The organism is Daejeonella rubra, from assembly GCF_900103545.1.
Classification (GTDB): domain Bacteria; phylum Bacteroidota; class Bacteroidia; order Sphingobacteriales; family Sphingobacteriaceae; genus Daejeonella; species Daejeonella rubra.
Map to the genome: position 1 here is coordinate 188976 of NZ_FNHH01000006.1, position 13156 is coordinate 202131.

General features: G+C 34.6%; 10 protein-coding genes. All 10 read left to right on the forward strand.

Features of this window, described 5'->3' with window-relative positions; all coding sequences use genetic code 11:
* The first annotated feature begins 12 nt into the window (after positions 1–12).
* The 10 genes from asnB (at position 13) to BLR27_RS06545 (ending at position 12726) form a co-directional block, all read left to right on the forward strand.
* Positions 13–1899 (forward strand): asparagine synthase (glutamine-hydrolyzing), encoded by a 1887-nt coding sequence (gene asnB, locus BLR27_RS06500; protein ID WP_090702239.1) that lies wholly within the window; start codon positions 13–15, stop codon positions 1897–1899.
* An 84-nt stretch (positions 1900–1983) separates the two neighbouring features.
* On the forward strand, positions 1984–3087 hold the full coding sequence (locus BLR27_RS06505; protein WP_090702243.1) for an NAD-dependent epimerase: 1104 nt from the start codon (positions 1984–1986) through the stop codon (positions 3085–3087).
* Positions 3088–3517: 430 nt separating this feature from the next.
* A complete protein-coding gene (locus BLR27_RS06510; RefSeq protein WP_245704458.1) occupies positions 3518–4936 on the forward strand; it encodes a pectate lyase family protein in 1419 nt (472 codons plus the stop codon).
* Positions 4937–5188: 252 nt separating this feature from the next.
* Entirely contained in the window at positions 5189–6334 is a 1146-nt protein-coding gene (locus tag BLR27_RS06515) for a glycosyltransferase family 4 protein (protein WP_090702250.1), read from the forward strand.
* 214 nt (positions 6335–6548) lie between these two features.
* Complete coding sequence (locus tag BLR27_RS06520) at positions 6549–7352, forward strand: phytanoyl-CoA dioxygenase family protein (protein WP_090702254.1); 804 nt, start codon at positions 6549–6551, stop codon at positions 7350–7352.
* Positions 7353–7424: 72 nt separating this feature from the next.
* On the forward strand, positions 7425–8396 hold the full coding sequence (locus BLR27_RS06525; protein ID WP_090702257.1) for a hypothetical protein: 972 nt from the start codon (positions 7425–7427) through the stop codon (positions 8394–8396).
* Positions 8393–8920 carry a GNAT family N-acetyltransferase gene (locus BLR27_RS06530; protein ID WP_090702262.1) on the forward strand — a complete coding sequence of 176 codons (528 nt, stop codon included), beginning with the start codon at positions 8393–8395 and terminating at the stop codon, positions 8918–8920. Before BLR27_RS06525 ends, BLR27_RS06530 begins: the two co-directional genes overlap by 4 nt.
* A gap of 101 nt (positions 8921–9021) precedes the next feature.
* Positions 9022–10098 (forward strand): GNAT family N-acetyltransferase, encoded by a 1077-nt coding sequence (locus BLR27_RS06535; RefSeq protein WP_090702265.1) that lies wholly within the window; start codon positions 9022–9024, stop codon positions 10096–10098.
* A 176-nt stretch (positions 10099–10274) separates the two neighbouring features.
* On the forward strand, positions 10275–12227 hold the full coding sequence (locus BLR27_RS06540; protein ID WP_090702269.1) for a polysaccharide biosynthesis protein: 1953 nt from the start codon (positions 10275–10277) through the stop codon (positions 12225–12227).
* 178 nt (positions 12228–12405) lie between these two features.
* Positions 12406–12726 (forward strand): helix-turn-helix domain-containing protein, encoded by a 321-nt coding sequence (locus BLR27_RS06545; RefSeq protein WP_090702272.1) that lies wholly within the window; start codon positions 12406–12408, stop codon positions 12724–12726.
* The last annotated feature ends 430 nt before the right edge of the window (positions 12727–13156 follow it).

Here is a 13156-nt window from a genome sequence, read left to right on the forward strand (position 1 = left end):
TATAATTATCCAATGTGTGGAATTTTCGGCACTCTAAATCTGGCTGTTTCAAATCGCGCGTCTGAAATATTCAGTGGTTTATATCATCGTGGACCTAATGCAAAGGGCTTATCGATAGAGGATAATGTGGAACTCTTTCATACCAGGCTATCGATTCAGGATTTGAATGTTACAGGAAGGCAGCCAATGCATCATCATGGTCTTACCATAGTCTTTAACGGCGAAATATATAATCATATGGAGCTAAGAAAAGAATATGGACTCTATGCCGAATCCAATTCAGATACTAAAACCTTATTAATGCTTTTTGAATTAATGGGTATGAAGATGCTGGATAAACTTGATGGTATGTTCGCATTTGCCCTATATGATCAGTTCAGAAATGAGTTGTTCTTAGCGAGGGACAGAGCAGGTAAAAAGCCATTGTACATTTATAGTGAAGGGAATGGTACTGCCTTTTCTTCAGAATTGAATATACTCAATCAGATATTCAGGCCTGAAATTGACTATTCCTCGTTGTCTGGCTACCTGTATTTAGGTTATCACTATAGAAAAGCAACTCCATATAAAACAGTTATGGAACTGGAAAATGGTCATTACCTGAAGATTAATACAAAGACCGGAAAGCAGTTTCAGATTAAATGGTTTGATATGAGCTCCTGTTACCAGCACAATAACAGGCTTTCTTATGAAGAATCAATTGATGAATTAGACAGGAAGTTAAAGCTTTCAGTGAACAGAAGGATTGATAGTTCAGATCTGGAAATAGGCTCGTTTTTAAGTGGAGGGATCGATAGTGGTATCATCACAGCAATGGCAGCATTGCATAAGCCATCTTTAAAAACCTTTACAGTAAGAATTGATGGTTCATATGACGAATCGCCACTTGCCCTTCAGGTTGCTCAAAAATATGATACACAACATACTGTAGTAGATATTTCATTTTCTGACCTTAAAAATAATATTGAACAAATCTTGATAAACTATGGGGAGCCATATTGCGATAGTTCTGCTATACCTAGTTATTATGTTGCAAAAGCAGCAAAAAAGTATGTTAATGTTGTTTTAAACGGAGATGGAGCTGATGAATTATTTGCAGGATACAGACGATATGTACCATTTAAATATTTTGATTTCTTTAATTCGGGAAAGCTTTCAAAGATCTCAGCTAAGATACTCTCAGGGGTTTTACCTACTGCACATGAAAAGAAGAGTTCCTATAACTACATCTACAGGCTTTTGAAATTTGCCAGTTACAGCGATATTCTAAAAACCTATAGCGCCGCTACTTCTGATATTATGGTTGGTTATGAAGATCAATTTTTGATTGATCCTGATCTTGATGATATTAATGATGATCTGCGAAGGATCAACCAGTTAAACCTATCTCCATTGAATAAACTTCTGCTGATGGATTTTCAAACCATTTTGTTCAGCGGATTATTATCAAAGATGGATATAGCTACAATGGCTCATTCATTAGAGGGGAGAAGCCCCTTTTTGTCTAAAGAATTGTTGGAGTTTGCTCCCGGACTAGCTGATCACTATAAAATAAATGGATTAAATACCAAATATATACTTAGAGATCTTTCCAGAAAATATCTTCCCGGGGATTTGATCGGTCAGCCAAAACGAGGATTTGAAATACCACTTAAAAACTGGGTTGAAAACCAGCTTAAAGATATTATTAATGATTATTTATTATCAGGAGACGCCTTTTATCCCAGTATTATCAGAAAGAATTTTGTACTTGATCTTATAGCCAAAAGAATAAACATATCTGAAGAGAAAAGAGCAAAGATCCTGTTTGATGTTTTTGCTCTGGAGGTTTGGTATAAAAATATCAGCAGATCAAATTTGTCAGGCGTTCACCTGGAAGCTTCATTAATGCAGGTATGATCTGCTCTGCATTTTTATAGCTGTACGTTTCTGCTGCAGTAAAGAATTTAATTATTCATCTCTCACAATTCAAAATTTTATATTATGAAAGTATTAATTACCGGCAGTGCCGGGTTTATTGGTTTCCATTTAGTGAAGCAGCTTGTTAAACAAGGGGATGAGGTTATAGGAATTGATAACCTTAACGATTACTATGACAGAAAATTGAAATATGACAGGCTTGCCATATTGGGAATCAATAAATCTAATATCAACTATGGGGTAGAGCTGAACAGTGATAAGTTTGTCAACTTTAAATTTATAAAGCTGGATCTAACCGATAAAGAGAATCTCAAAAAGCTCTTTAAAAAGTATAAGTTTGATGCGGTATGCAATCTGGCTGCCCAAGCGGGTGTCAGGTACAGTTTAATAAATCCTGATGCGTATCTTGAATCTAATATTACCGGATTTCTAAATGTTCTGGAATGTTGCCGTCATGAGAAAGTTGGACATTTGGTATATGCCAGTTCCTCCAGTGTTTATGGCTTGAATAAAAAGATGCCATTTTCTGTTAGTGATAATGTAGATCATCCTGTCTCTTTATATGCCGCATCTAAAAAAAGCAACGAATTGATGGCCCATACCTATAGCCATTTATTCAATCTTCCAACTTCAGGATTAAGGTTTTTTACAGTTTATGGGCCATGGGGCAGGCCAGACATGGCTCTATTCCTGTTCACAAAGGCAATTCTTGAAGGTAAAGAGATCAATATATTTAATAATGGTATAATGAAACGAGATTTTACTTATGTGGATGATATTGTAGGAGGTATCTTGAGAGTTCTGGCTAATCCACCAAAAGGTAATCCCAGATGGGATGAGTTAAACCCGGATCCGGCAAGTTCAAAAGCTCCTTATCGCATTTTTAACATAGGCCGTGGCAACTCTGTTAATTTGCTGAATTTCATATCAGAAATTGAAAGAAATATAGGAATAAAGGCCAAAAAGGTTTATCTACCAATGCAGGATGGAGATGTTTCTGAAACCTGGGCTGATATTTCAGAATTGAAAACTGAATTCGACTATGAGCCAAAGATCACATATAAGGAGGGGATCAAAAAATTCGTAAACTGGTACAAGATATATTACTCATTAAATAAGGAGCCTGCAGGTAAAAGTTCACTGTCCAGAGCTATTCTAAATCAATAAAAAGATTGATCAAAATCATATTTTTTTTGTGTGAGCTTTGTCAATCTCATTTAATGACAATATAATGACTATATTATGATATTGGTATGACAAAATATGACAGAGATCATTGGAATTTTTGTTGAAAAAATTAAAATTCTAATTCTTTCAAAAATAAATGCATTTTTTTTTGAACTTTTTTACAAATAATTAATTTTCTGTTGAATTACTCTTTTATCAAAAAAGTTCTACTGTATAACCTCTGATTATTTATATAATTATTTAAACAAAAAATATTTCTCTCTATTAAAATATCTTAATTTATTAGGGTTTAGTATTCAAAATAAAGTTCTGCCTGGCTTAAAAAATTAGCCCATAATTCCAATTTTTTTCGATGTATCGAATGCTTTTTCGTAGCCGTTAAAGCTGATATATTCAAAAAAATCGAATTATGAGAAAAAACAGTTTAAAAACAAAAGGTTTAGTGACAGCACTATTATTAACAATTATCTTTTTCGCTCAATGTAAAAAAGATGATGTTCAGCTTCCTGGAAGTTCTGCTGATTCATTTGCTTCAACCACAGCCGTGGCAAGTACAACTACAGCAACTACAGAGCAGGGCACTTTAGACCTTTTAAAGGTTATAAAGGAATCAGGTTATGCCTATTATCTTGATCGGAAATTTATTATCCCGGGTGATTCGCAGAGTTCACCAACAAGTTCTACATTAAAGCTCTATGAAAATGGAAAAGAACTTGGTCCGGCTCATGCCTCACATAAGGATATAAGAAATTCTGGAAAGGGGAGATTTAGCCATTGGGACAATAGTTTGTATTTTTCTAGTTCAGATAATACGGACCCCCGTAAAAATGGCAGAATTTATACCTTTACTATTGGGGATGTAAGTGGTACAATAACAGCCCCAGTTACAACAGAGCCTGCACCAACAGAGCCAGTAACTACAGCGCCAGTTACTACGGTTCCTGTATCAACAACGGTTCCAATTGGTTATGCAATGGTAAACGGATCAACAACAGGTGGTCAGGGTGGTCAAACAGTTACTGTAACTAATCTTAGCGACTTTAAAGCTGCTGCGAAATCAAGTTCACCTCTAATCATTCAGGTTTCCGGGAACTTTACCAGTACAGGAATGATAGACGTAGCTTCGAATAAAACCATTATCGGACTAAATGGAGCTACCTTAAACGGAGTGGGACTTGCTTTATATCGTGTAAATAACATCATTATCAAAAATCTAAAAATAAATAAGGTTATTGGTGGAGATGGTATCACAATAAAGGAAACAAGTCATCATATTTGGGTAGACCATTGTGAGATTTGGCAGGACAGAACCCATGGTTGGGATTATTATGATGAACTGCTTGAAGTAACAGATCGCTCAACTTATGTCACGATCTCTAATAACAAGTTCCATGATTCACATATTGCATTCCTGATAGGTAGTGGTGACGCTCAAACTACTGATATTGGTTATCTTAAGGTTACTATGTATGGAAATTACTTCTATAATATCTCAGAAAGACAACCTAGTACAAGGTTTGGTTATATGCACGTATTCAATAACTATTTTAACAATGGAAGCGGTTATACTGTTGGTGTAACTATGGGTGCAACAGTACGTACGGATAATAATTATTTCGAAAACCAGGCTAATCCAATTTATACAGAGTACAATGCAAAACCGGGTTACGTGAGTGGTGCATCTACAAATTTTTATAAAAACTCAGGTACGAACAAAATTTCAACACCTGCTTCAACATGGGTACCAACTTATGAATACAAATCAGTGTTAATACCTGCTGCAGATGTTGCTGCCAGAGTATTAAGTGAAGCTGGTCCCAAATACTAATTGTTGATTTATTACTGATCCTGATTTAAACAGGATATTCTATTCTACTAAGCGTTGCATTTAATAATATGCAGCGCTTAGTATTTAAAGCTTAATTAAAGCTTTCATCCCCCTCTTCCGCAATCTATTTGATCTGTTCAATATCCTAAAAAACAGCAAATAGTTCTAAATACCTTCAATTCATTTATCTGTCACCAGATTATTTTTCATATCAGGAGAGCTATTCCGGCTTCTCTTCAATTATTTATTATCGTGAAACATAAAAGAAAAAAAATACTGATCGCTTGTGATTCGTATCGTACACTATTAGGGTTCAGGGGAAAACTAATGGAAGCTCTATTGGAAAATAATGAAGTGGCCGTATTTACGCCCAAGATCCATCATGAAGACATTAAAATCAAACTGGCTAATATGGGAGTCGATATTTATGAAAATGAGCTGAATGGGAGTAATGTCTCAATTTTTTCTGATTTGGCATATATGGTCAGATTATTTCAGGTAATTAGACAAACCAGGCCTGATGTTTTTTTTCCTTATACACTCAAACCTGTTATTTATGGCTCTTTTATAGCTAAAATTTGTAAGGTAAAACACATAGTGCCAATGCTTACCGGTTTAGGATATAATTTTATGAATGGAAACAAGAAAACTCCATTAGTAAAGAAAATCGTCAGGGGCATGCTTAAATTTAGTTTAAAACAGAATGATCAGTCAAATCTGATCCTCCAAAATAAGGATGATTATGATACTTTGCTTAATCAGGGAATCATCGATAAAGAATACAATACCCATGTGGTTAACGGTTCAGGTGTTGATCTTTCTTATTATCTGTTTTCCAGACCTGAACATGAGAATTTAAGCTTTTTAATGATCGCACGATTAATTAATGCAAAAGGGATCCGCGAGTATTTTGATGCTGCTCAATGTATCAGACTGCACTATCCTTATGTTAAATTCAAATTGATTGGTCCTTATGACGATAATATAGACTCTATTGACAGCGATCTGTATAACAAGATCATTAGCGGCGATGTAATTGAGTATTTAGGGGAAGTAAGTGATGTGAGGCCATATATAAAAGCATCATCAGTGGTTGTATTACCATCATATTATGGTGAGGGGATTCCACGATGTCTGCTGGAGGCTATGGCAATGGGCAGAGCGATTATTACCTGTGATTCTGTGGGTTGTAAAGAAACGGTGAATCTCTCAGAGAACCTCCAAACAGGCTTCCTTGTGCCAGTAAAGAATGTCAAAGCATTGACCGATAAAATTCAGCATTTCATACTGCATCCGGATGATACTATGTTATTTGGAAAGAATGGCCGGGAGTATGCGAGAAGGAAGTTCGACGTTAATAAAGTTAACAAACATATGCTCGAGATTCTTCAGGCTTAATGCAAAATTTATATTAAATAACAGTAGATCAGTTATTTGTATTTTTATTCTTCTTCAAAGAACTCCTTTCAGAGATATTATCTCCTAAATATTTCGAGTCAATTCAATACGATTTCTTGTATCTCCAGAATTTGCATTCTATGTATATGCCGGCAATTTTTGTCATGCATTTAATTTCTACTCAATTTAAAACCATTAATAAATTTAATAAATCATGAAAAATAAATTTAACTACTCAGAGGTCCCGGTTGAAAAGTCTATGGAACTTATGGACCAATATGGATGGATAACCTATGAGAATGCATTAGAGCCTGAATTTGTTGATCAAATCAATAATTCTCTGGAAGATGCATACGAAAGGAGAAGGGAAATTCAAATAATGAATGGAATTGCCCAGAATATGGAGGGTACACTGCATCACTTAATTGAAACAGATAATTTTGCTTTAAAATTTCTGGATCGCTTGTATTGCGATGAAGAAATGAAAGAATTTCTTGGCGGAAATTATATTGTGAATGCATTCGGCGGTGTTATGAATTCTAAAAATGCCAGACCCTATGTTCAGAATATTCACCGCGATGTAAGGTCATATATGGGAAATGAAAAAACGATGGTACAGATGATGGTCATATTGGATGATTTCACTCTGGAAAATGGTGCAACCTACATGCTGACAGGTTCGCATCAAATTGAAGCTAAACCAGATGAAGAATATTTCTATGAAAAATCTGACCGCGCAATCGCTAAGAGGGGAAGCATCATTCTTTTTGATTCGAACTTATGGCATGCTGCTGGAAAGAATTTTACAGACGGCAACAGGAGAGTGTTGACCTTAAGTTTTACAAGGCCTCAGTTTAAGCAACAATTGGATTATCCCAGATCTTTAGGTTATGAATATGGCGAAACATTGAGTGATGGTTTAAGACAAGTTCTGGGTTATAAATCCAGGATCCCGGCTAATCTTCATGAATATTATCAACCGGTAAGCAGGAGAATGTATCAGCCCGATCAGGGATAAATATATCAATTGAAAATTGGTAAATACGAACACTCTTGCTTGAATTTTTCATCATTTTATTCCTGAATCTTAATGAGAATGTACTCCAAACGATTGAAGGCTATTGGCGGATATTTTGATCTGCAATTGCCTTCCCTGGAAGAATTTTATCCTTCCCTCATAAAATTGAATACCGGAAGAAATGCCTTGGAATATATCCTCAAGGTTAATGGCTATACCTGTATTTATATACCCTATTTTACTTGTGAAGTATTATTGGAACCCATTAAAAAACTTGGAATAGAATATTATTTTTATACACTGGACAAGAATCTTGATCCAATCATTGATTTCAAAATAGAATCCAAAGAGTGTCTTTTGTATACGAACTATTTTGGAATCAAGCAGGCAACGATCAATAAATTGACTGATCTTGATTTTAACCTGATTGTTGATAATTCACAAGCTTTTTTTTCAAGTCCGCTACCTGGTATAGATACGTTTTATTCCTGCAGGAAATTTTTTGGTCTGCCTGATGGAGCGTACTTGCAAAGTAAGTTGAAAAGCAGTGCAAAATTCGAACGGGATGTTTCATTCGACAGAATGTCGCACCTTTTGATCAGTATCGATCAGACCATAGAAAAGGGATATGAGAGTTTTAAAATCAATAATGAGGTGCTCTCAAATAACCCGATTAGAAGAATGTCCTTATTAACGGAGCGGCTGCTTAAAAGTATTGATTATGAAGAATGCAGAGTAATAAGAAACCGGAATTTCAGAATACTCCATGAAGAACTCTCAGAAAAAAATCAACTGTCAATTGACACTTCAGGTATCAACGGACCATTATGCTACCCATTCCTGGCAGTCAAAGAAAACATAAAACGAAAGCTGATCAGCAAAAGAGTTTTTGTGCCGGTCTTCTGGCCTAACGTTTTTAACTGGACAACAAGCAAAATGTTTGAAAATTATCTTGCTCAAAACCTGGTTCCATTACCAATTGATCATCGATATGATGAAGAGGATATGGAACGAATGATAAACTATTTAAAACAAATGATATGACTTATTCTGTTTATTTAAGAAACTTAAAATTATCGGATGCTAAAACGTCATATATGTGGAGAAATAATCCATTAATATGGCAATTCACCCGGTTTAAGCCTACAAAACAAATAACCGAAGCAATGGAGACTGAATGGCTTAAAAAAGCATTGAGCAATACCAATGAATATAGATTCGCCATTTGCCTGAAAAGTAACAGTCAATATTTGGGAAATGTTCAGCTTATTGATGTTAAGTCCAGAAATGCTGAGTTTCACTTGTTTATTGGAGAACCCTCCTTTTGGGGAATGGGCCTTGGCAAGGAGGCAACCGCCCTTATTCTTAATTATGGGTTCACCTATCTTGGTTTAGACTCAATCAGGCTTGAAGTACATAAAGAGAATTATGCTGCCCAATCTGTGTACAAGAAATCCGGATTCTTTGTTATCGGTGAAGGGCAAGATTTTATTGAAATGCTTATTCAAAGAGACGATAAACCTGAATTTCAAAAAATTATTACTCAAAATATTAGTATGCTTCAATAAGTTTGATACAACAAGCTACATTGATGATAGCCGCATATCTATGGACTATTAAATAAAGGTCCTTTTCGGTCAATTATAATTTTTATTAAATACCAGATATCATGATTAATGAAATTACTATCCACCAGGAAAGAGAGTGGAAACAGATCGTGCTTAAATCTTTAGATTATGATTCTTATCATACCTGGCAATATCATAATTTAACAAAGGATGGGAATCCTGTTTTGTTGGTTTATTATGAAGGAGATGACTTTATTGCCCTTCCTTTGCTTAAAAGAAATATTCCAAATTCTGAGCTATTTGATATGACCTCGGTTTATGGGTATACCGGGCCTTTATCTAATCTCAAATTTGATGCTCTTCCTTTGCAGATGAAAGAGAATTTCAAAAGAGAACTTATTATATATTTTAAGATCAATAAAATAGTATCTGTTTTTTCGCGCTTAAATCCATTTTTAGCTCAATTACCTCTAATGGGAACTTTTCAGGGAGTTCATGACAATGGCAATGGCGTTGTAATAGACCTCCATCAGTCACTGGAAGCACAGAGGTCTAAATATGAAAGCACTCTCTTAAAACAGATCAGAAAGGTTAAAAAGTTAGGGTTTTCTGTTCAGGATTCAAAAAATCCGGAGGCTATTAAAGAGTTTGCAGATATTTATACCGAAAATATGAAGAGGGTTGGAGCAACTGATTATTATATGTTCACAGAAGAATATTTTAAAAATTTTCTGAACTCCATGGATTTTCACAGCAAACTAATCATGGTTTATCATGAAGGAAATGCCGTTTGCGGGGGTATTGTCCTTTTTACTCAAAAGATAATTCAATCGCATTTATCGGCTACCAGAACCTCTTATCTCAAATTTTCTCCGGCTAAATTACTGACTGATGAGATTAGTCAATTAGGACGGCAATTAGGGATGCGATATTTTAATCTGGGTGGTGGACTTGGATTTAATAAGGATTCATTGTTTGATTTTAAATCTTCCTTTTCTGATATTTATTATGATTATAAAACATGGAGGTATATATCAGATCCGGAAAACTACCTCAGACTTATTCTAAAAGCAAATATTGATCCTGATAATGCAGTTGATTTTTTTCCTCTTTACAGGTATCCCAATAATAATAAAAACGAAGTAGAGGTCAAGGTCCTGACGAATTCCTACTCCTGAAAAAATCAGGATTTTTAGTATCCATTAATTCTCTTTTTTAAAGTTTCTCACCGACTCTGTATCGGATTAGCCTTCAATTAATTTATAGGTAGCCTTCAAATCCCAATATTTCAAAATTCAGACTCTCTGGATGCTTACGATTTTATTTTTCAGCTCACCAATCTTATACTAAGAAAATGAAAAAATTAATTTTCCATGAAAAAACATCGTCCAGATGGCTCATTTTTTCGATAGATTTTTTAATCCTTACAGCAGCTTTCATACTATCGTATTTGATCATTAAAAAGTTCCAGTTCAGCGAATTAGTTACAAGTGACTTTCTTGTTTACCTTCTCTTTTTCACGCTGGTAAAATCTGTAGTTTTTATGTTTATGAGAATTCATACAGGTATTATCAGATATTCAAATACGGAAGACATATTCAGGATCTTCAAGGCAGTTTCAATTAGCAGTATATTTTTCTGGCTATTTAGCAAATTGGTCATCATACCTCTAGTACACTTCAGTGTAGAATCTTTAGGTGCTGTCATTATTGTAGATTTCTTTATTTCTGCCACCTTTCTGATTATTTTACGGATAACTGTAAAAAGCCTTTTTTCATACATTAAAAGCCTGGAATCTGTAGATAGTAAAGAGGTAGTCGAGAATATTTTAATCTATGGATCGGATAAGAAAGCTATTTTAATAAAGAAGGCATTCGAATATTCACAAGAAAAACAATTTAAAATTATAGGCTTTGTTGATGATGATCCGGATAGAATAAATAAAAATATTGAACAAAAAGAGGTTTATGCCTCTTGTTCGATTTCATATTTGAAAAATAAATATGGGGTAGATAAATTGGTTATAATGGCTGATGATCTCAATGCTGAAAATAAAAATTCTGCAATAAAAACGTGTATTGATCTGGGTATAAGTGTATTATCTGTCCCTCATTCAACTCAATGGATAAATGGGAGGTTAAGTTTAAATCAGGTTAGGAACCTTAATATTGAAGATCTTTTACAAAGAGCTCCGATCAATCTAAAAAAGGACAATATTTTTAGAGAACTGTCCGGGAAAAGGATATTGGTAACAGGAGCTGCTGGATCTATTGGCTCTGAAATTGTAAGGCAATTATTAAACTATAGGCCTGAAATGTTGATTCTATGCGACCAGGCTGAAACACCTCTTCATGAACTGCAATTAGAGATCGAAGACTACCACCCAAATGCTCCTGTTAAGATATTTATGGCCAATATTCAAAATGCTAAACGACTTAGAACTTTGTTTTCAGTATATCAGCCAGAGGTAGTTTTTCATGCTGCAGCATTTAAACATGTTTCAATGATGGAGAATAATCCGTTCGAGGCAATTCTCACCAATGTTCTTGGAACAAAGAATTTAGCAGATATCTCTTTAGAATTTAAAGTAGAAAAGTTTATCATGATTTCTACAGATAAGGCAGTAAATCCAACGAATATTATGGGTGCTTCAAAGCGCCTGGCCGAGATGTATATCCAGTCATTAAATTTTCATCAGGTTAGAGATATGTCTATTCAGGAAATTTCTGAATCAAAAGAAGTTCCAACCAGGTTTATAACTACAAGATTTGGTAATGTACTTGGTTCCAATGGTTCTGTCGTACCCAGATTTAAAGGTCAAATAGAAAAGGGTGGACCTATTACCATCACCCATCCAAAGATCACCAGGTATTTTATGACTATACCGGAATCTGTTCAATTGGTACTGGAAGCCTGTGCAATGGGAAAAGGAGGGGAGATCTTTATTTTCGACATGGGAGAACCCGTTAAAATTGTCGATATGGCCGTAAATATGATCCGTTTGGCAGGTTTGATCCCCGAAAAAGATATTGAAATTATTTATACTGGACTGCGTCCCGGAGAGAAGCTCTATGAGGAATTGCTGAATAAAGGCGAGAATATAATTCCTACACATCATTCTAAAATTAAAATTTCAAAGGTTATAAATTTTCACTTTTTCTATGTGGAGAGGATGATCAGTGAATTAATTGAACGGATGGATTTTGATGATAATGTTGGGCTTGTAAGAAAGTTAAATGAGATTATTCCTGAGTTCAAAAGCAATAATTCTGTTTATACCAAACCGGATGAAATAGCTATTAACTAATAGTTTAAAATCATACTATATTCTATTCATAATCAAATGATTACTTGACCATTATCAGGTAAATATAATTCAATATGCCCTAATTTAAAGTAATATTAAGAGACGTAAAATTGAATTTCAATTTGTTATGTCATAGTGGTTTTTTTAAGGAGGATGTTAAATTTTAATTTTCTTAATCATGAATAACGGTGAAATTGTTGAACATGTAATTCGCAGAAATAATATCAGTATTAGTGAATTATCAAGGAGACTGCGTGTAAGCAGAAGATCTATCTATAATTGGTTTACTCAAAAGAATCTGAGTTTCGATATCATCCTTCAGATAGGAGAGGTTTTGGACTATGATTTTTCATCTGATTTCCCGGATAAGCTAAATGGAAGAAGATCAAATCCAGTTCAGGGATATCAACCAGATATACACATGAATGATTTTCAAAATTCAGCAAACTACTGGAGAAATAAGTATATCAATCTTTTAGAAAAATATAATGAGGTCTGAAAAATCTATCATGGATTTTAACAGCAATTATTAATTGATTCAATGACTAAAATTAAAAGAAATGAATTAAAAAAATTCCACAAAAGTACTGCCAGTGTTCTTTGAAAAGGTCCCAATTTATTCATGTGCAAAGATCGCCAGCTAGGCCAGCTGTATCCACACTAAGTATAATTATGTTGTAAAACTTAATTAGTCCTCCCCTTTCCAAAAAGATTTGCTTGTAAGTGAGATCAGATGAATACTTAAGCTTTTCGCAGAATTACAGGCGTACTTTTCAGTGGAACCCTTAGATTAAATAAAGGTTCTGCTCATGTTTTCAGACCATGTTTCTAAAGTAGATATTCCGACGAAAGTACGCCAGTGTTCCGCGACAAAGTACCCCATTTATTCCGGAGCAAAGTACGCCAGGCAGACCGGCCTGTAACATCAC